Annotated in this window: 18 protein-coding genes and 1 tRNA gene; 9 read left to right on the forward strand and 10 right to left on the reverse strand. The window is 73.1% G+C overall.

Going from position 1 to position 19785, the window contains the following annotated elements; genetic code table 11:
* Window positions 1–133 precede the first annotated feature (133 nt).
* Window positions 134–1372, forward strand: coding sequence for a serine hydrolase domain-containing protein (locus ACFYZQ_RS26470; protein WP_389152433.1), 1239 nt, complete (start codon window positions 134–136; stop codon window positions 1370–1372).
* A 27-nt stretch (window positions 1373–1399) separates the two neighbouring features.
* On the opposite strand, the gene ACFYZQ_RS26475 is transcribed toward ACFYZQ_RS26470, so the two are convergent.
* From ACFYZQ_RS26475 to ACFYZQ_RS26485, 3 genes are all read right to left on the reverse strand, one after another.
* Window positions 1400–2404, reverse strand: coding sequence for a Gfo/Idh/MocA family oxidoreductase (locus ACFYZQ_RS26475; RefSeq protein ID WP_389152436.1), 1005 nt, complete (start codon window positions 2402–2404; stop codon window positions 1400–1402).
* Between the two features lie 77 nt (window positions 2405–2481).
* Window positions 2482–3258 carry an SDR family oxidoreductase gene (locus ACFYZQ_RS26480; RefSeq protein ID WP_389152439.1) on the reverse strand — a complete coding sequence of 259 codons (777 nt, stop codon included), beginning with the start codon at window positions 3256–3258 and terminating at the stop codon, window positions 2482–2484.
* Between the two features lie 52 nt (window positions 3259–3310).
* On the reverse strand, window positions 3311–4477 hold the full coding sequence (locus tag ACFYZQ_RS26485; RefSeq protein ID WP_389152442.1) for a phytanoyl-CoA dioxygenase family protein: 1167 nt from the start codon (window positions 4475–4477) through the stop codon (window positions 3311–3313).
* Window positions 4478–4597: 120 nt separating this feature from the next.
* On the opposite strand from ACFYZQ_RS26485, the gene ACFYZQ_RS26490 reads away from it, so the two are divergent.
* Both ACFYZQ_RS26490 and ACFYZQ_RS26495 read left to right on the forward strand, forming a co-directional pair.
* Complete coding sequence (locus ACFYZQ_RS26490; RefSeq protein ID WP_389152444.1) at window positions 4598–5644, forward strand: LacI family DNA-binding transcriptional regulator; 1047 nt, start codon at window positions 4598–4600, stop codon at window positions 5642–5644.
* On the forward strand, window positions 5641–6291 hold the full coding sequence (locus ACFYZQ_RS26495; protein WP_389152446.1) for a poly-gamma-glutamate hydrolase family protein: 651 nt from the start codon (window positions 5641–5643) through the stop codon (window positions 6289–6291). The genes ACFYZQ_RS26490 and ACFYZQ_RS26495 overlap by 4 nt, the downstream gene beginning before the upstream one ends.
* Here the strand turns inward: ACFYZQ_RS26495 and ACFYZQ_RS26500 are convergent.
* Entirely contained in the window at window positions 6255–7415 is a 1161-nt protein-coding gene (locus ACFYZQ_RS26500) for a Gfo/Idh/MocA family protein (RefSeq protein WP_389152449.1), read from the reverse strand. The two genes, ACFYZQ_RS26495 and ACFYZQ_RS26500, sit on opposite strands and share 37 nt — an antisense overlap.
* A 307-nt stretch (window positions 7416–7722) precedes the next feature.
* Here ACFYZQ_RS26500 and ACFYZQ_RS26505 point away from each other — a divergent pair, with 307 nt between their 5' ends.
* The 3 genes from ACFYZQ_RS26505 to ACFYZQ_RS26515 all read left to right on the forward strand — a co-directional run bounded on the left by ACFYZQ_RS26505 (window position 7723) and on the right by ACFYZQ_RS26515 (window position 9690).
* Entirely contained in the window at window positions 7723–8235 is a 513-nt protein-coding gene (locus tag ACFYZQ_RS26505) for a hypothetical protein (protein WP_389152451.1), read from the forward strand.
* A 71-nt stretch (window positions 8236–8306) separates the two neighbouring features.
* On the forward strand, window positions 8307–9512 hold the full coding sequence (locus tag ACFYZQ_RS26510; protein ID WP_389152454.1) for a serine hydrolase domain-containing protein: 1206 nt from the start codon (window positions 8307–8309) through the stop codon (window positions 9510–9512).
* A 104-nt stretch (window positions 9513–9616) separates the two neighbouring features.
* Window positions 9617–9690, forward strand: a tRNA-Pro gene (locus ACFYZQ_RS26515).
* 50 nt (window positions 9691–9740) lie between these two features.
* On the opposite strand, the gene ACFYZQ_RS26520 is transcribed toward ACFYZQ_RS26515, so the two are convergent.
* Genes ACFYZQ_RS26520 through ACFYZQ_RS26535 form a run of 4 tightly spaced genes read right to left on the reverse strand, consistent with a single transcriptional unit; the run spans window position 9741 to window position 14163 of the window.
* On the reverse strand, window positions 9741–10700 hold the full coding sequence (locus ACFYZQ_RS26520) for a PDR/VanB family oxidoreductase (protein WP_389152457.1): 960 nt from the start codon (window positions 10698–10700) through the stop codon (window positions 9741–9743).
* A 40-nt stretch (window positions 10701–10740) separates the two neighbouring features.
* Window positions 10741–11931, reverse strand: a complete 1191-nt coding sequence (locus ACFYZQ_RS26525; protein ID WP_389152460.1) for an acetyl-CoA C-acyltransferase — start codon at window positions 11929–11931, stop codon at window positions 10741–10743.
* Between the two features lie 31 nt (window positions 11932–11962).
* Window positions 11963–12571: a histidine phosphatase family protein gene (locus tag ACFYZQ_RS26530; protein WP_389152463.1), complete on the reverse strand. Its 609-nt coding sequence runs from the start codon at window positions 12569–12571 to the stop codon at window positions 11963–11965.
* Between the two features lie 56 nt (window positions 12572–12627).
* Window positions 12628–14163 carry an AMP-binding protein gene (locus tag ACFYZQ_RS26535; RefSeq protein ID WP_389152466.1) on the reverse strand — a complete coding sequence of 512 codons (1536 nt, stop codon included), beginning with the start codon at window positions 14161–14163 and terminating at the stop codon, window positions 12628–12630.
* Window positions 14164–14355: 192 nt separating this feature from the next.
* On the opposite strand from ACFYZQ_RS26535, the gene ACFYZQ_RS26540 reads away from it, so the two are divergent.
* The 3 genes from ACFYZQ_RS26540 to ACFYZQ_RS26550 are packed head-to-tail and all read left to right on the forward strand — an operon-like array spanning window position 14356 to window position 17208.
* Window positions 14356–15636: an acyl-CoA dehydrogenase family protein gene (locus ACFYZQ_RS26540; protein WP_389152469.1), complete on the forward strand. Its 1281-nt coding sequence runs from the start codon at window positions 14356–14358 to the stop codon at window positions 15634–15636.
* A gap of 6 nt (window positions 15637–15642) precedes the next feature.
* Window positions 15643–16407 carry an SDR family NAD(P)-dependent oxidoreductase gene (locus tag ACFYZQ_RS26545; RefSeq protein WP_389152472.1) on the forward strand — a complete coding sequence of 255 codons (765 nt, stop codon included), beginning with the start codon at window positions 15643–15645 and terminating at the stop codon, window positions 16405–16407.
* 3 nt (window positions 16408–16410) lie between these two features.
* Window positions 16411–17208: a ThuA domain-containing protein gene (locus tag ACFYZQ_RS26550; protein ID WP_389152475.1), complete on the forward strand. Its 798-nt coding sequence runs from the start codon at window positions 16411–16413 to the stop codon at window positions 17206–17208.
* 399 nt (window positions 17209–17607) lie between these two features.
* Here the strand turns inward: ACFYZQ_RS26550 and ACFYZQ_RS26555 are convergent, their stop codons facing one another.
* Window positions 17608–18651 carry an NAD(P)-dependent alcohol dehydrogenase gene (locus tag ACFYZQ_RS26555; RefSeq protein WP_389152477.1) on the reverse strand — a complete coding sequence of 348 codons (1044 nt, stop codon included), beginning with the start codon at window positions 18649–18651 and terminating at the stop codon, window positions 17608–17610.
* Window positions 18652–18653: 2 nt separating this feature from the next.
* Window positions 18654–19784 (reverse strand): ABC transporter permease, encoded by a 1131-nt coding sequence (locus ACFYZQ_RS26560; protein WP_389152480.1) that lies wholly within the window; start codon window positions 19782–19784, stop codon window positions 18654–18656.
* Window position 19785: the final 1 nt, after the last annotated feature.

Genomic DNA, 19785 nt, shown 5'->3' on the forward strand with positions numbered 1-19785 from the left:
GACCGGAGCCGAAGCCGAGGCCTGGCCCGGATCGCGGGAGGCCCGCGCGTCGTCGCCGACAGGCGGTGGCGCGCGGGCGCTCCTATTCTGGGAACAGCCGACTCCTGGGGCAGCCGACGTCGGGAGCACGCCCATGTCGCACACGTCAGCCCGACTGCGCAGGGGGGCCGTCGCCGCGGCCGCGGCGGGCATGCTGGTGACGCCGGCCGCGGGCTGGGCGGCAGGCGCGCCGCCGCTCCCGGCCGTCTCCGCCACACCCACGCCCTCGCCCTCCGGGAACGAGGTCCGCGAGCTCACGCCGGCGGTGCGGCGACAGCTCGACGCGGCCGTGCAGGACGTGATGCGCGTGGCGCACGTGCCGGGGGTCACCGTCGGGCTGTGGACACCCGGCAAAGGACAGTACGTGAGGTCCTTCGGCGTCGCCGACAAGGCCACGGGCCGGCCGATGTCCCCCGACCTGTACATGCGGATCGGCAGCGAGACCAAGACGTTCACCGTCACGGCGCTGCTGGAGCTGGTCGACCAGGGCAAGGTGGGCCTGGACGACACGATCGACGAGTACGTCGACGGTGTGCCGAACGGCGACCGGATCACCCTGCGCGAGCTGGCCGGCATGCGCAGCGGGCTGTTCAACTACTCCGAGGACGACGACTTCTTCAAGGCGTTCACCTCCGATCCGCAGCGGCCGTTCACCCCGCGGCAACTGCTCGAGTACGCCTTCAGGCACCCCGTGCTGTTCCCGCCGGGGGAGAAGTTCGACTACAGCAACACCAACCTGATCCTGCTCGGCCTGGTCGTCGAGCGGCTGAGCGGCCGGTCGCTGGCCGACTGCATCCGGCAGGGTGTCCTCGAGCCCGTCGGCCTCCGCCACACCCTCTTCCCCACGGGCAACGAGTTCCCGACCCCGCACGCGCAGGGCTACACCGACCAGACCGCGACCGGTGAGGTCGAGGACGCGGCCGACTGGAACCCCTCCTGGGGCTGGGCGGCCGGCGCGATGATCTCCGACCTGGACGACCTGCGCGTCTGGGCGCGCACGGTCGCCACGGGCCAACTCCCCGACGGGCGCACCCTGATCAGCCCCGCCACCCAGAAGCAGCGGCTGACCACACCCCCGTCGTCCTTCCCGGGCGCCGGATACGGTCTGGGCATCTTCGACGTCCAGGGCTGGATCGGACACAACGGTTCCCTGCCCGGCTACGAGTCCCTCACCGTCCACCTCCCGTCGGCCGAGGCGACCCTCGTCGTCCTCCTCGACACCGACATCGACCACAAGGGGACGGAACCCAGCACCCTCTTCGGAGAGGCGATCACCAAGATCGTCTCTCCGGCCCACGTCTTCGACCTGCCCGCGCAGCCGGCGGCGCGCTGAGGCCGTGTCCCCGGCGGTGGGCGCCGCTCAGGCGCCGCGGACCTCCGCGATCGTCACCGGCCGGTGCTCGTGCAGCGACAGCGTGCAGGCCTCCGCGATCCAGCCGGCCTCCAGCGCGTCCGCGATCGTGCACGGCGAGGGCCGGGTGCCCGCGACGACCTCCGTGAACGCGGTGAGTTCGGCGCGGTAGGCGTCGGTGAAGCGGTCCATGAAGAAGTCGTGCGGAGTGCCCGAGGGGAAGGTCACGCCGGGCTCGACGGAACGCAGCGGCAGCTTGTCGTCCAGACCCACGGCGATGGAGTCCGTGAAGCCGTGGAGTTCCATGCGGACGTCGTACCCGCGGGCGTTGTGGCGGCTGTTGGAGACCACCGCGATCGTGCCGTCGTCCAGGGTGAGGATCGCGCCGGTGGTGTCGGCGTCGCCCGCCTCCCGGATGTAGTCGGCGCCCCGGTTGCCGCCGACCGCGTACACCTCGGTCACCTCGTGGCCGGTCACCCAGCGGATGATGTCGAAGTCGTGCACGGAACAGTCGCGGAAGATGCCCCCGGAGGCGGCGACGTACGCGGCGGGCGGCGGGGCCGGGTCCAGTGTCGTCGACCGCACGGTGTGCAGCTTGCCCAGCTCACCCCGCTGGACGGCGGCCCGCGCGGCCACGAACCCGGCGTCGAAGCGGCGGTTGTAGCCGATCTGGACCGGCACGTCGCTGCCCTGGAGGGCCCGCAGCACCTCGACGCCCTCGGGCATGGTGCGGGCGACGGGCTTCTCGCAGAAGACGGGGACGCCGGCCTCGACACCGGCCAGGATGAGGGCGGGGTGGACGTCGGTGGCCGCGGCCACCACGAGCCCGTCCACCCCGGCCGCCAGGACCGCTTCGGGGGAGTCGGCGACCTCGGCACCGAACCGCTCGGCGGCGGCCTTGGCCGCGTCCGCGAACGGGTCGGCCACGACGAGGGACTCGACGGCGTCGAGCCCGGAGAGGGTCTCGGCGTGGAAGGCGCCGATGCGGCCGAGGCCGAGGATTCCGATACGCATGTGCTCCGCTGCTTCCTGTGAGTGGTGTTGCCGTCCGTCGCCGGGGCCCCGGCTCCGGCGGGCCCGGTCCGTCTGGTTCAGTCCAGCCCGCCGAGCACGTTCTGGTCCCAGTCGATCACCGAGCCGGTGACCACGCCGGAGCGCTCCGACAGCAGGAGGACCACGAAGTCGGCGATCTCGTCCGGCTGCCCGAGCCTGCCCATCGGCAGCCGGGCGGCGGCCTGTTCCCGCCAGTCGTCCCCCGCGCCGTGGAAGGCCCGTTGGGTCGCGTCCTCGCCCTCGGTCGCGGTCCAGCCGATGTTCAGGCCGTTGATCCTGATCCGGTCCCAGCGGTGTGCGTGCGCCGCGTTGCGGGTCAGACCGGCCAGCCCGGCCTTCGCGGCGACGTAGGGCGCGAGGAAGGGCTGTCCGCCGTGCTCCGAGGAGGTGATGATGTTGACGATCGTGCCGGGTGCCTTGCGGGCCAGCATGTCGGCGACCGCCGCCTGCATGGCGAAGAACGGTCCCTTGAGGTTGATCGCGATGTGCTGGTCGAACAGTTCGGGCGTGGTGTCCAGCAGCGTGCCCCTGGAGGTCAGCCCCGCCGAGTTGACCAGGCAGTCCACCCGGCCGAAGACGTCGGCCACCTCGGCCACGGCGGCCTTGGCCTGTTCGGCGTCCGCGAGGTCGGCGCGTACGTACCGGGCCTTCGCGCCGGCCGCCGCCAGCTCGGCCACCAGGGCCTCGCCCGGCTCGGGGCGCCGCCCGGTGACGGCCACGACCGCCCCCTCGCGCACCGCCGCCCGCGCGATCGCGGCCCCCACCCCCTGGCTGCCGCCGTTGACCAGGACGACCTTGTCGTCGAGAAGTCCCATGTGTCCTCGTCCCTGTCCCTGTCCTTGGCCTCGTCCGTCCTGGTCCCGGTCCTCAGCTCGCGCGTCGCCCGGCGGCGGCGCGCAGCTCCTCGCTGAGCGTCTCCGGGGTGCGTTCCTCCCGCAGCGCCCGCCGGACGAGGTCCGCCTGCGAGGGCGGGGCCAGGCCGTCCACCGGCGGGTCGCTGTCGAGGTTGGTGGGGAAGGGATAGCCCTCGGCGCTCGCGGCGACGACGTGCTCCAGCCACGCCTCGCCGAGGCCCTCCGCCTTCCGCTTGAGCAGCACCGGGTAGACCGCGTTCACCACCGCCTCGCGGTCCACGGTCTCCATCGCGCGCCCGAAGGCCGACGACACCTGCAGGAGGTTGGCGACGCGCCGGACGTCCGCGGTGACGTTCGATCCCGCCGCGTGGAAGAGCGCCGGGTTGAAGAAGGCGGCGTCGCCCTTGGCGAGCGGGAGTTGCACATGGTGGGTCTCGAAGTACGCCTGGAACTCCGGCAGTCGCCAGGCCAGGTAGCCGGCCTCGTACGCTTGCGAGTACGGCAGGTACAGCGTCGGGCCGGACTCCACCGGCATGTCGCAGTGCGCGACCGCGCCCTGCAGGGTGAGCACGGGGGAGAGGCGGTGCACGTGCGCCGGGTAGGCCGCGGCGGCGTGGGCCGAGAGGAACCCCAGGTGGTAGTCGCGGTGCACGGTCTGCGCGGCGCCGCCCGGGTTGACCACGTTGACCTGGGAGGTCACCTGGTAGCCGGGACCGAGCCAGGCCGTCGACACCAGGGCCAGGACGTCATTGGCGTAGTAGTCCGCGAACGCCTCCGGGTCGTGCAGCGCGGCCTTCTCCAGCGCGTTCCACACGCGGTCGTTGGCGCCCGGCGTGGCGAAGTGGTCGCCCGCTCCCGCGCCCGAGGCACGCTGCTCGGCGATCAGGGCCTCGAACACGGCGGTGGCCCGGTCCACGACGGACGGATCCGGGAAGGCGCCCTTGAAGACCACGATGCCCGGCCCGTCGGCGAGCGCCCGGACCAGCTCGGTCCGCACCGCCCGGAGGTCCCCGGCCGCGCGCAGCCGCTCACTGTCGTAGACGAGGACGTTGCGCTCCACCGCCGAGGCGTACGGGTAGTCGGCCGGGTCGGTGGCCCGTTCCACGAGCGCGCGGAACGCGTCGAGATCGGGGGTCTTCGCGGACAGCCAGACACCGCCTGGCGCGGAGGTCGGGGACATCGGTGTCCTTCCTTCGGTCACGGGAAGCGACGCGGCCCTGTCATTCTTGTCAGTACAAACCCTTCCAACAACCAGCACGCAACCATCAAAAACCCCTCAAGGAGCCGAGGAGTCCCCACCATGGGTCACCCCTTCCCGATTCGCGAGATCGCACGTCAGGCCGGTCTCAGCGAGGCCACGGTGGACCGTGTGCTGAACGGCAGGGGAGGGGTGAGGGAGAGCACCGCGCAGGAGGTCCGCCGGGCCATCGCGGACCTGGACCGGCAGCGCACCCAGGTCCGGCTGGTCGGCCGGACCTTCATGGTCGACATCGTGATGCAGGCGCCCGAACGGTTCAGCACAGCCGTGCGCTCCGCCCTGGAGGCCGAACTGCCCGCGCTGCACCCGGCCGTGCTCCGCTCCCGCTTCCACTTCCGGGAGACCGGCCCGGTGCGGGAGCTGGTCGGCACCCTGGACCGGATCGCCCGGCGCGGCTCCCAGGGCGTGATCCTCAAAGCGCCGGACGTCCCCGAGGTCACCGCCGCCGTCGGCCGGCTGGCCGCGGCCGGGATCCCGGTCGTCACCCTGGTCACCGACCTGCCCGCCAGCGGCCGGCTCGGCTACGTGGGCATCGACAACCGGGCGGCCGGGGCCACCGCCGCCTACCTCACCGGCCAGTGGCTCGGCGACCGGCCGGGCAACGTCCTCACCAGCCTCAGCAGCGGGTTCTTCCGAAACGAGGAGGAGCGGGAGATGGGCTTCCGCAGCGTCATGCGGGCCCGCCACCCGGAGCGCACGCTGGTGGAGATCGCCGAGGGGCAGGGGCTGGACGCCACCCAGTACGACCTGGTGCGGGCCGCGCTCGAGCGGGACCCGGAGATCCGCGCGGTGTACTCGATCGGCGGCGGCAACATCGCCACCCTGCGGGCGTTCGAGGACCTCGGCCGCGAGTGCGCCGTGTTCGTCGCGCACGACCTCGACCAGGACAACACCCGCCTGCTGCGCGAGCACCGCCTGTCCGCGGTGCTCCACCACGACCTCCGCCAGGACCTGCGGGAGGCCTGCCACCTGGTGATGCGCGCCCACGGCGCCCTGCCGCCCGCCGGCCCGACCCTGCCGTCGGCGATCCAGGTCGTCACCCCGTACAACATGCCCGTGCACACGGCGAACCGAAGGGGGGCGGAGTGAGCCGTACCGAGCGGACCGAACACCTGCGGATCGAAGGCGTGCCCATGGTCGCCACCCTCGTACGGGGCGGGGACATCGGACTGCTGGCCCTGCACGGCGCGAACGAGGGAGGCACGGCCGAACTGGCGGGCATCGTGGCCGGCCGCTGCGGCGCCACCAGCCTGGTCCTCACCCAGCCGGGGACACGGCGGCCGGTGCACATCCCGTCCGCCCGCATGGCCGTGGACCACTGCGCGCTCCTCGGCGAGTTCCTGTCCGCTGTCTCCCTCACGGTCTCCCTGCACGGCCACATGCGGCCCGACGCCGCACGCACCGTCTACCTCGGCGGCGGCAACCGGGAGGCGGCGCTCGTCCTCGCGCAGGAGTTCGACGCCTGCGCTCCCGGATTCAGGGCCGTCACGGATGTCGCGGCGATACCGCCCGCCCTGCGCGGGCTGCATCCGCGGAACCCCGTCAACATGACCCGCCGAGGGGGAGTGCAGGTGGAACTCCCGTTGGCGGCGCGGACCGCCGACCCGGTGAAACGGCACGGAGTGCCCGACCGGCCCCCGCAGCCGGTGATCGACGCCCTCGTCGCCGGCGTCGCACGGCTGTCCGCGAGCCCGGACACTCAGGGCACCCGGACGTCCACCCAGGAGCCGCTCTGAGCCGACCGCACCATCGCGTCCAGGGCCTCCGCGCTGCGCACGGCGTCGTCAAGCGTCGCTCCGTACGGCTCGTCCTGCGCGATCGAGCGCAGGAACCGGGCGGCCTCGATCACCTTCAGGTCGTCGTAGCCCATCGCGTTGGCCGCGCCCGGCTGGAACGCCGCGAACTCGCCGTCGCCCGGCCCGACGAACACGGTGCTGACGGGCTGGTCCTGGTACCTGTCACCGCGGCCGACCCCGAGTTCGTTCATCCGGCGGAAGTCCCAGAACACCGCTCCCGAGGTGCCGTGCACCTCGAAGCCGTAGTTGTTCTGCTCGCCTACCGAGACCCGGCAGGCTTCCAGGACACCGCGGGCGCCGGAGACGAAGCGCAGCAGACAGCTGACGTAGTCCTCGTTCTCGACCGGGCCGAGTTCGCCGCCCGTGGCCCGGGAGTGGCCCGCCGTGGCGCCGGTGGGGCGGGCCCGCTCCGGTACGAAGACCGCGGTGTCGGCGGTCAGGGACGCGATGTCACCGAGCAGGTACCGGGCCAGGTCCACGCCGTGCGAGGCCAGATCGCCCAGGACTCCGCTGCCGCCCCGCTCCCGCTCGTACCGCCAGGTCAGCGCGCCATCCGGGTGGGCGGCGTAGTCACTGAACAGACGGACGCGGACATGGGTGACGGTGCCGATCCCGCCGGAGGCGATCAGGTCGCGGGCGGCCTCCACGGCGGGCGCGTTGCGGTAGTTGAAGCCGACCGCCCCGTGCACACCCGCCTTCGCCACCGCGTCGGCCACCGCCCGGGCGTCCCCGGCCGTCAGGCCCACCGGCTTCTCGATCCAGATGTGCTTGCCGGCCTCGGCCATCGCCACGCCGATCTCCCGGTGCAGGAAGTTCGGTGCGGTGATGCTGACCGCCCGGACCCGCGGGTCGGCGGCCACCTCCCGCCAGTCGCGGGTGGCCGAGGCGAAACCGAACTGCTCGGCGGCCTCCTCGGCCCGGCCCGGCACCTCCTCGGCGACGGTCACCAGTTCCGGCCGCAGAGGCAGCCGCGGATAGTGGTGCCGGACACGGGCGTACGCCTGGGTGTGCACCCGGCCCATCCAGCCGAATCCGATGACGGCGACACCGAGCGAGTCCACCATGACAGCCCCTCTTTGGACCGGTCCACATCCTGTCCGGCCCCACCCTGAGGTCGGCGAGCACGGGTGTCAACGCCGGACGGCCCCGCGACGTGCGGGTGACCGGCCACGACGGCACCGGCACCGCCCGGCTCCGTCACGTCTGGCCGACCACCGTCGACACCGCGCCGCACTAGGTCGACCACCGCGCCGCCCGGCCTCCTGGACCGTCTCTGACCGGCCGCGGTGAAGTGGCGGGGCGCGTCGCGCCAGGTGATCGTGGAGAGCGCCGGCTTCGCAGCCCCGAGAAGACCCTGGAAGAGAGGAGCCCATGGCGGACACCTCCCGGGCCGTGCCCCGGCGGCCCGCGCACGACCGCCGGTCCATGCTGCTCTTCGGTGGTGTCTACGGTGCCGTGGTCGCCAGCGCCGTGCTGGCGGCACTCACCGAGTACGGGCGCTACTCCCGGGCCGACCGGCGCTACGACGCCGCCTGGCTGCTGGTGACCGCGCTGGCCTCCGCCCTGGCGCACGGCTACGCCCACTACATCGCCGACCGCGGCCCCCGTCGACGGGGGCAGGCCCTGCGTGCGCTCGCCGACGAGTGGCCGCTGGTCGTGGCCATGCTGCCCAGCGTCCTGATCCTCGCGGGGGCGGGCTGGGGCTGGTGGCCGACCCGGAGCGTCGAGTACTCGGCGTTCTCCTTCAACATCGTCCTGTTGTTCACCCTGGGCCTGTTCTCCGCGAGGTCCGCGGGCCGCAGATGGACTTTCGCGGTGGCCACCGGCATGGGGGACGCGCTGATCGGGGTGATCGTGGTGGTGGCCAACGCGGTCATCAAGTAACCGGCGACCACGCATACGGGCCCGCACCGCGCCGGCCGCCGCACGGTGCCAATATGGTTCTTATGTCCCGTATGGGCCATAGGGTCGGCTTCCGTGCGGTGTCGCTGTGCTCCGTCGCCATCCTCACGGTGACCCTCCAGACGACGGCGTTCCCCGCCGCCGGACGCCCTGCGCCGGGGTGCGTCGTCGGCGGCCAGCGGGACGACCGCGCGCGAACGGTGCAGGACATCACGCGGCAGGCCCGGCGGCAGCTCGACCTCAAGGCCGTACTGGTGCGGGTCACGGTGAACGGACGCGAGCTGGTCACCGACGCGGCCGGTGAGACGATGACCGGTGTCCCGGCCACGCCCGCCATGCACTTCCGGGCCGGTTCGATGGCCATCGCCCACCTGGGGACCGTGCTCCTGCAGCTCGTCGAGGAGAACCGGGTGGGTCTCGACGACCCCGTCTCCCGCTGGCTGCCCGACCTGCCGCACGGCGACGAGATCACGCTGCGGATGCTCGGTGACTCCACCTCCGGCCTGCGCGACTACGTCACCGACACCAAGTTCATCCAGCAGTTCTACGCCGACCCCTTCCGCCAGTGGACCCCGCGCGAGCTGATCGGATTCCCGCTCAGCCATCCCCTGTGGTACGAGCCGGGCACCGACTGGAGCTACTCGCACGCCAACTTCGTCCTCCTCGGTCAGGCACTGGAGAAGATCACCGGCACCCCCCTGGACCGGCTGCTGCGCGAACGCGTCCTGGCTCCGCTGCGGCTGAGCGGGACCGCCAACGCTTTCACCCCTCAGATCCCGGCCCCGGTACTGCACGCCTACGACGGCGAACGCGGCAGATACGAGGAGTCCACCTTCTGGAACCCGTCCTGGACGACGGCACCGGGCGCCGTCCTCACCACCGACATCTGCGACCTGGCCCGCTCGGCCCAGGGCATCGGATCGGGCGAGCTGCTCTCCCACCGCTCCTACCGTGTCCAGCTCGATCCCGGCACCCCCGGCCTTGGCACCCGGACCGCGACCTGCCCCGCCACCGTCTGCCTCAGGCAGACCCAGGCCTTCCACTTCGGGGTGGGCGTGATCGTGAAGAACGGGTGGGTCCTGACGAACCCCTCCTTCGCCGGCTTCGCGGCGGTGCAGGCGTACCAGCCCGCCGAGCGCCTCGCCATCGCCGTGTCCACGACCGTGGAGCCCAAGGCACCCCAGGGCAACACGGCCCAGACGATCACCGACCGCATCGCGGCGGCCCTGGCCCCGGACCATCCGCTCGACGCCGGCTGACCTCGAAGGCCGGCGCACTGCCGCCGGACACCCGACAGCAGCACCCTTGTGGGTGCGGTAGGGTTGACCTGCGTGATCACGCGGACACCCGCGTGGCACCGCACCGGGACGTGGCGCAGCTTGGTAGCGCACTTGACTGGGGGTCAAGGGGTCGCAGGTTCAAATCCTGTCGTCCCGACGGTGCGAAGGGTCCTCGCGGACGGGAGTCCGCGAGGACCCTTTTCGTGCTCAAAGGTCGAGGACCAGGCGTGGTCCGCGCGAGCGGGAGACGCAGATGAGCATCGTGTCGCCGGCCGCCCGCTCGTCCTCGCTCAGTAGCGAGTCCCGGTGGTCGGGCGTGCCGTCGAGCACGTCCGTCTCGCAGGTGCCGCACGTGCCCTCCTGGCAGGAGAAGTCCACCGGGACGCCCGCCTCCGTGACGACCTGCAGCACCGAGCGGTCGGGCGGCACGGTGAGCGTGCGCCCGGCTCGGGCGAGCACCACCTCGAAGGCCTCGGCGGCGCGGGCCCCGGCCGGTTGCGCCGGGGCGAACCGCTCGACGCCGAGGGTGCCGGGCGGCCAGGCGGCGCACCGCTCCTGCACCGCTCGCAGCAGCGGCTCGGGACCGCAGGCGTGCACCAGGGTGCCTTCCTCGGGCGTGCCGAGGAAGGCCGTGAGGTCCAGCAGGCCGAACTCGTCCTGCGGCCGCACGAGGACGCGTTCCCCGTACCGGGCAAGACGGTCCAGGAACGCCATGGAGGTACGGGCGCGGCCGCCGTACAGCAGACGCCAGTCGGCGCCCGCGGCCTGGGCGGCCTCCACCATGGGCAGGAGGGGGGTGATGCCGATGCCGCCGGCGACGAACAGGTGACGTGCAGCCGGCCGCAGCGGGAAGTTGTTCCGAGGCCCCCGCGCCCGCACCTCGGTGCCCTCCGTGAGGTGCTCGTGGACGTACGCCGAGCCGCCGCGGCCCTGTGCCTCACGGAGCACGGCGATCTGCCAGACGTCCTCGTCGGCCGGGTCCCCGCACAGCGAGTACTGGCGGATCAGACCCCCGTCCAGGAGCAGGTCGATGTGCGCGCCGGGGTCCCACGCGGGCAGCGGCCCGCCGGCGGGGCGGCGCAGGGTGAGGGCGGCGACGCCGTCGGCGGCATCGGTGCGGGCCGCCACGACGAGGGCGGTGCCGTCCACGGTCAGGTGGTCGTTCATGGTGGTCAACCTGGTTCTCGTACCGGGTGGATGGGGGTCGTCAGGGCCGCGGCGGTACGTGCAGCAGCAGTGCGTCGCCCTGGCCGCCGCCCCCGCACAGGGCCGCGGCTCCCGTGCCTCCGCCGCGCCGCCGCAGTTCCGTGGCGAGGGTCAGTACCAGCCGGGCACCGGTCATCCCCACCGGATGCCCCAGGGCGATGGCCCCGCCGTTGACGTTGACCTTCTCCAGCGGGATGCCGAGCTCCCGTACGGAGGCCAGGGCCACACCGGCGAACGCTTCGTTGATCTCGAACAGGTCCAGGTCGGCGGCCTTGAGACGGCCGTCCCGGTCCAGCGCGTCACGGACCGCGCCGGCCGGCTGGACCAGCAGGGACGGGTCGGGGCCCGCGACCGTGCCGTAGGCGCCGATCTCCGCGAGCGGTGCCAGCCCTTCCCGCTCGGCGCGTTCCGCGCTCATCACGACGACGGCCGCTGCGCCGTCGGAGAGCTGTGAGGAGTTGCCCGCGGTGATAGTGCCCCCGCCCGAGAAGGCGGGCCGCAGCCGTCCGAGGCCGGCCGCGGTGCTGTCCGGCCGTACGCCCTCGTCGCTGTCGACGACCGTCCCGCCCCGGCGACCGGTCACCGTGATCGGCGCGATCTCCGCGGCCAGTGCCCCCGACTCCCGTGCCGCGGCGGCCCGTTGGTGTGACAGGGCGCTGTACTCGTCCTGCTCCTCGCGGGTCAGGCCGTACGGCTGCTGGTAGCGCTCGGTGGCCGCGCCCATGGAGACGCCGTCGAAGGCGCAGACGAGCGCGTCCCGGTCGAGGGCGTCCTCGGCGGTGGCGGCGCCGTACCTCCAGCCGCCGCGTGCTCCGCGCAGCAGGTGCGGGGCGCCCGACATGGACTCCATGCCGCCCGCGACGACGACCTCGTGGCGCCCGGAAGCGATCATGAGATCGGCCAGGGCGATGGCGTGCAGGCCGGACAGGCAGAGCTTGTTGACGGTGCTCGCCGGGACGGTGAACGGAATGCCGGCGCGGACGGCGGCCTGCCGTGCCGTGTTGGGGCCGGTCCCGGCCTGGACGACGTGGCCCATGACGACGGCATCCGCGGCGCCCGGGTCCAGGTGTGCGGCCGCCAGCGCGGCGCCGATGGCGTGCGCGCCCAGCTCGGCGGCGGAGAGGGTGCTCAGTGCGCCCATCAGTTTGCCGATGGGGGTTCTGGCGCCGGCGACGATGACGGATCCGGGCACGGCCGGGACCTCCTTGGAGTGCTGCGCGGGATCAGACGACCGTGTCGACGGCGTCGCGTTCGGCGACCAGGTGCCCCGTCTCGTTCACCGAGTGCAGGACGATCCGGCCTCCGGGCATCCGCCGCACCCGGCTGACCGAGGTGTAGCCGGGGTGGAACCAGAACATGCGGGGCAGACCCAGCACGGTCGCCAGGTAGGTGTTGGTGATGCCGCCGTGGCACACGGCCGCGACCCGCCCGCCGGGGTGGGCGTCGAGGATGGTCCGCACGGCCCGTGCCGCCCGGGACCTGAAGGCGTCCCAGTCGAGGTCCGGCACGAAATCCTCGTAGCGGCCCTCGGCGAGCGCCACCGACCGCGGGTCGTCCGCACGGATCTGTTCCGGTGGCGTGTACGGGTGGGAGACGTCGGTGTCCCACTCCCGCAGGTCGTCCAGCACGGTGGCGGTCAGCCCGGTGAGCCGCTCCAGCGGGGCCGCCGTCTCGCGTGCCCGCCGGAACGGGCTGGTGTACAGCGCGTCCAGGTCCTCGTGCACCAGCCAGGCGGCGAGCCGCTCGGCCTGCGCGACGCCCTGCGGCGACAGCCCCGGGTCGTAGACGCCCGCCCGGGGCAGACCGTGTCGGACGAGGAGGAGTTCGGTCATCGGTGATCCTTCGTGCGGGTCGCGGGTCGCGGGGGTCGGGGTCGAGGGCCGCCGGTTCAGCCGGCGATGGTCCGTTCGGAGCGCCAGTACCGTCGGCGCATGGCGCGTTTGTCGAGCTTGCCCATGGCATTGCGCGACAGTTCCGGTACGAACTCGTACGACTTCGGGCATTTGTAGGCGGCCAGCCGGTCGCGGCAGAACCGGTCCAGCTCATCGCTCGGCGGCGCGTCCGTGGCGGCCACCACGAGGGCCCGCAGCGACTCGCCGAAGTCCGGGTCGGGCACACCGATGACGGCGACCTCGGCGACCGCGGGATGCAGCCGCAGCACCGCCTCGCTCTCCGCCGGGTACAGGTTGACCCCGCCGGAGACGACGACGTCGGCGGCCCGGTCGGTGATGAAGACGTAGCCGTCCGCGTCGACATGGCCGATGTCGCCCAGGGTGAACACGCCGGGGGAGAGATAGGCCGCCGCGGTCTTCTCCGGGTCGGCGTGATAGCGCACGCCCCGGCCCTCGGGAGCCCGGAACGCGAGCAGCCCCGTCTCACCAGCCGGCAGCGGGCGGCCGTCCTCGCCGGTCACCAGCACCTGGAACGGAGGCTGGACGCGTCCGACCGAACCCGGGTGCTCCAGCCACTCGGTGCTGCTGATGCGGGCGAGAGTGCCCGCCTCGCTGGCGCCGTACGACTCGGTGAGCACCGGCCCGAACCACTCGATCATGGCCCGCTTCACCTCCGGCGGGCACGCGGACCCGGTGTGGGAGACCTGGAGCAGGCTGGAGACGTCGTAGCGGGTGCGCACGTCCTCGGGCAGGGCGAGCAGGCGTTGGAAGTGGGTCGGCACCATCACGCTGGAGGTGGCCCGCCATTTCTCGACCCGGTGCAGGAACTCCTGCGGGTCGTACCTGCCGAGGATCACCACGGGGTAGCCGGCCGCCAGGTGCCGCAGCGAGGTCAGCGGACCGTTGTGCTGCAGCGGGCCGCACACCAGGTGGGGACCGGGTGGGAATCCGGGCCGGGCGGCCAGCGCGGCCAGATAGGCGGCGCTGTCGGCGACCGGGCCGCTCACCCAGCGCACCTCGGTGCCGCGCGCCCGGCCGGTGGTCCCGGAGGTGTAGACGAGGAGAGGCCGGGCGGGGCGGTCCGTGGGTACGGCGGTTACGGGCGCCGCCCCCAGCCACAGATCCCAGTCGAACGCGTGCCCGGCCGGCTCGGTTCCGTGCGTCACGACCGGCAGGCCGAGTTCCCGGGCCGCCTCCACGGCGACGCCGGCACCGGTGGGCCCGGCGACGACCCCGGTCGCGCCCGCGTCGACGAGCTGGTCGACGAGTTCACCGACCGTCAGCTGGCGGGACGCCGCCACCGTGCCCACTCCCGCGCGCAGCCCCGCCAGATGGGCCACGAGGGTGGGGATCGCGTTGTCGCCGAGGACCGCGACCCGGTGGTCGGGCCCGGGGGCGAACTCCAGCATCCGTGCGGCCGCCCGCTCGACCTGGTCGGCGAGCCCGGACCAGGACAGCGCACCCTGGTCGTCCACCAGGGCCGGCTCGTCGGGTGTCTCCTGGGCGCGGCGGTCGAGTGGTGGAAGGGACATGGCTCCTCCGACGGCTCCTCGGTGCTCCCCTGCGTTCATGGAAGGCGATGCGGAGACTGTAGCGTTTATCAAGAAAGTAGGGAACACTGCCATGCGGGTCGAAGGGGGATCCCACGATGAACAGTGGGATGTGAGCTCTCCCGGCCCTGCGTTACTCAACCTCTCGTCTGGTAAGTGCCCCGAGGAGGAGCCATGGCCGAGCCGGATGCGGAACAGCCGGACCTGGACGCGTGGCGCACCCGGGTCAGGCAGTGGCTGGCCACGGTGCTCGCACCACGCCAGGTGGCGGAGTCCACCTCCGGGGCGGCCGGTCTCGCCGTGTTCCACAACCTCCCCGACGACGAGGAGCGGCTGCTGCTGGAACGCTGCCGCGCCTATCAGCGCGCCCGCTTCGACGCGGGCTACCAGGCCCTGACCCTCCCCAGGGACAAGGGCGGCGCGGGCCTGAGCGCCGCCCACACGGCCGCCTTCGCCGAGGAGGAGTCCGCCTACGAGGTGCCGGCCTCCACCGAGCTGATCAGCGTCACGGTGCGGCTGGTGGCGATGGCCGTCTCCTTGTTCGGCACGCCGGAGCAGCGCGACACCTACGCACGCGCGTTCCTGCGTACGGACCTGCTGGCCTGTCAGCTTTTCAGCGAGCCCGGGGCGGGGTCCGACCTCGCGGCCCTGCGCACCCGTGCCCGCAGGGAAGAGGACGAGTGGGTGATCGACGGTCAGAAGGTCTGGACCTCGGGAGCCCAGTTCGCGGACTACGGGCTGTTGTTGGCCCGCACGGACCCGCACGTCGTCAAACAGGCGGGGATCACCGCCTTCCTGGTCCCGATGGACGCTTCCGGCGTGGAGGTGCGACCCATCCGCCAGATGAGCGGCGGCGCCTCGTTCAACGAGGTGTTCCTCGAAGGCGTCCGCGTCCCCGACGCACTGCGGCTCGGCCGTCCCGGCCAGGGCTGGGAGGTCGCCACCGCCACCCTCGCCTTCGAACGCACCGCCTCCGGCGGCGGAAACCGGCGCAAGGGCGGCACCTTCCCCGACGTCCTCGCCCTCGCCCGCTCCCTCGGCCGCAGCAAGGACCCGCTGGTCCGCCAGCGTCTCGCCGATCTGTACATACGGACCGAGCTGCGCGCGGCCACCGTGGACCGGGTCGCCCGGGCGAGCGCCGCCGGCGTCCGGCCGGGCCCGGAGGCGTCGCTGACCAAGCTCATGGCCTCCGACCTGCTCACCCGCACCGGGCAGGCGGCGGCCGAACTGATGGGCGCCAGGATCACTGCCGACACCGGGGAGCCGGACACGTTCGCGTGGACCCAGCATCTGCTCGGTGCCCCCGGCTACCGGCTGGCCGGCGGTACCGACCAGATCCAGCGCAACCTGATCGGCGAACGCGTGCTGGGACTGCCCGGCGAACCGCGCACCGACCGCGTTCCCTTCTCCCAACTGCCCGGCAGCCGACGGCCGGCGACACCGACCGAGGAGTGAGATTCGATGGATACCGGACTGACAGGCGCGAGGGCGCTGGTGACCGGCGCCAGCCGGGGCATCGGCCGGGCGGTCGCCGAGGCGCTGGCGGCCGAGGGCTGCGCACTGGCCCTGTGCGCCCGGGGCGAGGAGGCGCTGGCGAAGGCCGCCGCCGAACTGCGCGCCGACGGCACCACCGTGTACGCCGAACCCGTGGACGTCACCGACCCCGCCGCCCTCGCGGGGTTCGTGGAGCGGTCCGCGGACGAACTCGGCGGCCTGGACCTGCTGGTCTCCAACGTGTCGGCGGGCAACGTCAAGGGCCCCGAGTCGTGGGAGGCGAGCCTGCGCGGCGACCTGGTCCCCTTCGCCGGACTGGTCGAGGCGGCCCTGCCGCATCTGGAGGCCTCCGACCGGGCCGCCGTGGTGGCCATCGGCACGACCAACGCCTCCGACACCGCACGCCCCGCCGGCGCCAACTCGTACTCCGCGATGAAGGCCGCCGTGGTCCAGCACGCCTCGGCGCTCGCCCACGCCCTCGCCCCCAAGGGCATCCGGGTCAACACCGTCTCGCCCGGGCCGATCGACTTCCCCGGCGGCGCCTGGGAGACGATCCGCACCAGCCGCCCGGAGGTGTACGAGGAGGTGCTCGCCAAGCTGCCGATCGGACGCTACGGCACGCCGCAGGACGTGGCCGCCGCGGTGACGTTCCTGCTCGGCCGCACCGGTTCATTCTGTGTCGGCGTCAACCTCGTGGTGGACGGCGGGCTGCTGACCCGCGTCCAGTACTGAGCCGTGGCGGGCCCGGCCGGCCGCCTCGACGCCGTCCTCGTCTGCGGCGGCAGGTGGCACGACTTCGACCACGCGCGGCTGCGGCTGCTGGAACTGCTCGCGGAGCAGCCGCGGGTACGGACCCGGGTGTACGAGGACTACGACTGCCTGCCCGCGCTTCAGGCCGCCGACCTGCTGGTCACCTACACCTGCGATGTACGGCCGGACGCCGTGCAGCAGAAGGCGCTGGCGCACTTCGTCGAGCGGGGCGGGCGCTGGCTCGCCCTGCACGGCACCAACTCCGTCATCGAGGCCCCGGCCCCGGACGGGCCCCGGGTCTTCACCACCCCGCGGCTTCTCGGGGAGCTGGCCGGGGTGCTGGGCAGCCAGTTCCTCGCCCACCCGCCGATCGCGCCGTACCAGGTGCGGGTGACCCGGCCGGACCATCCGCTGGTCGCGGGGATCGAGCCGTTCACCGTCACCGACGAGCTGTACGTCTGCGAGCTCCACGGCGAGCCGGAGGTGCTGCTGCACGCCGAGTACACGGGGCCGTGCCGGGGTTTCGCCGAGGGCGACACGGCGGCCCTGGACCGGGTGCCGCGCCCGGTGCTCTACCTCAAGCGGCACGGGCGCGGCGAGGTCTGCTACTTCACCCTCGGCCACTGCCGGGGCCGGTACGACATGCAGGACCTCGGCGTGGACGACACGGGGCGCGTGGATGCGGGGCCGTGGCGGACGCCGGAGTTCCTGACGGTGCTGCGGCGGTGTGTGCAGCGGACGGTGACCGCGAGCAGCCCGGCCGGGGCCCCGCCGGCCCACTGACCCGAGCCGCCTGCCGCCCGTCTCGCTCTTTCGCCCCCGCCGCCCCTACCCGCCCCATCCCGGGGCCCTGCCCCGGGCCCCCACTGGGGCTGCGCCTCCAGACCCCCGCGGGGCTTGCCCGGGGCCCCTGCGGGGCTGCGGCCTGTGCCCCTGCGCCCTGGCGCCGCGTCACGCGTCCGGGCGCTGGCGGGGCCCTGCCGTGGATCTCTGTCGGGGCTGCGCCCCGAGGCCCCTGCACGCCGTGCGGCGACGGGCGGGCCGGGAAGGGGCGGGTGGCGGGTGGCCGCAGGGCCGGGGGTCCAGGGGGCGGAGCCCCCCGGAGGGGTCGAAGGGGCGGAGCCCCTGGGACGGGACGGGCAGGGGCGGCGGGGGCGAGAACCCGACGCCCGCACCCCACGCTCACCCCTGCGGCAGCACCACCGCACGCCCGTTGACGCCCCCCGCGTGCAGCCGCTCGTAGGCCGACGGAGCCTCATCGAGGGAGAACGTCTCCACATGCGAGGAGAGGAGCCCCTGCCGCGCCAGCTCCAGCACCTCCACCAGTTCCACGCGGCTGCCCCAGTAAGGGAATGAGGCGGACACCTCGAACGGCAGCCCACCGCCGAAGCCGACCGCCACCGTGCCCCCGCCGATGCCGACGATCGTCACGTCGCCCGCCACCGCCACCGCCGCGGCGGCGACGTCCGACGTGGCCTGGGCTCCCACGAAATCCAGCACCACCTCCGCCCCCGCACCGCCGGTGAGTTCCCGGATACGCCCCGCCGCCTCTCCGTCGGAGATCAGCGTCTCGTGGGCGCCGACGGTACTCGCCAGCTCCAGCTTCTCCTTGCTGACGTCGAGGGCGATCACCCGTACGGGGGTGAGGACACGCAGGAGCTGCACGGCGAGATGGCCCAGCCCGCCGACACCGATGACCACCGCCGTGGCGCCCGGAACCAGCTTGGGCAGTGACTTCCGGACCGCGTGATAGGGCGTCAGCCCGGCGTCGGTCAGCGGCGCCGCCTGCACCGGGTCCAGTCCGCGCAACGGCACCAGATGGCGGGGCGAGTCCACCAGCATGTACTCCGCGAGGGCACCGGGAGAGCCCAGTCCGGGTGGCATGATGCCGAGAGCGGCGGCGTCCAGGCAGTAGTTCTCCCTGCCCTCGGCGCACTTGCGGCACAGCCCGCAGCCCCATGGGCCGTACACGGCGACCTCGTCGCCCTCCGCCACCTCCGTCACGCCGCTGCCCACGGCCGCGACGGCGCCCACGCCCTCGTGACCGAGCGTCATCGGCAGCGGATAGGGGAACTGCTCCTCCGGCCAGCCCATGACCGCCAGGTCGGAGTGGCACAGTCCCGCCGCCGTCACCTTCAGCAGCACCTGGCCCGGACCCGGTTCGGGCACGGGCACCTCGACGACCTCGGGGGCCCGCCCCACCTTCCGGTACTGAACCGCTTTCATCGTCACACCTCCTCCTGGCTGCCGGGCACGGCCCCGGCTCCCGTGACCACGCCCGGATCGGCCCCTGCCGGCGGCGGCGCCTTCCGGCGGCGCAGCATCGCCGGCAGGGCGATCCGTCCGCCCGTCAGTACCAGCGCGGTGATCAGGACCGAGCCGGTGAACAGGCTCGCGGCCCACTGCGCACTGGTGGCGAGCCCGAGCCCGGTGACACCGGTGCCGAGCAGCAGTACCGCCATCACCGTGCCCCAGGCGTTGAACCGGCCCGCGCGCAGTTGGGTCGCCCCGACGAAGGCCGCCGCGTAGGCGGAGAGCAGATACGGCGTGCCCGCGGTCGGCGATCCGGACCCCACCGAGGACGCGAAGACGACTCCCGCGAAACCGGACAGGAGCGCCGAGGCCACCAGGGTCAGGAAGCGCAGCCGGTCGGTACGTACCCCCTGCAGGCGGGCCGCGTCGGCGTTGAAGCCGGTCGCGTACAACCGGCGCCCGGTGGCGGTGTGTTCCAGCAGGAACCAGATGGCCACCGCGGCGAGCAGCAGATACAGCACCGGCAGTGTCAGGCCGCCCGCGTCGAGCTGGGCGATGTTCGCGAACGGCTTGGCCAGGAGCTGCACACCGGTGATGGAGCTGTCGTCGGTGACCATGGTGATCAGTGACTGGATCAGCGCGCCGGTGGCCAGGGTGGCGATGAAGGAGTCGACGCGCAGGAACACCACCACGACCCCGTTGACCACCCCGACCAGCAGCGCGGCGGTCATCGCCAGGGTGATGGCGGTCCCGGGTCCGAGTCCGGCGAAGACCAGGAACCGTGCGGTCAGTACGCTGGTGAGCGACATGGTGTAGGCGATCGACAGGTCGAAGACGCGGGCCGCCAGCGGCGGTACGACGCTGAGCGCCACCAGCCCGGCCACGGCGTTGCCGTTGAGCACCTGCTTGACCGTGGTCATGGTCGGGAAGGTCTCCGGCGCCCAGACGGAGAACACCGCGACGATGACCAGCCACACATACACGGCGCCGATGTTCCGGAACGACAGCGCTGCCGCCCGTCGCCTCAGGGACCCCAGGACGGACGGCGCGGGCCCGTCCGGCGCGGACGGCCGGACTTCCGCGGCCGGGGTCGTGGTGGATGTCATC

Source organism: Streptomyces sp. NPDC001843 (assembly GCF_042891955.1).
Classification (GTDB): Bacteria; Actinomycetota; Actinomycetes; order Streptomycetales; family Streptomycetaceae; genus Streptomyces.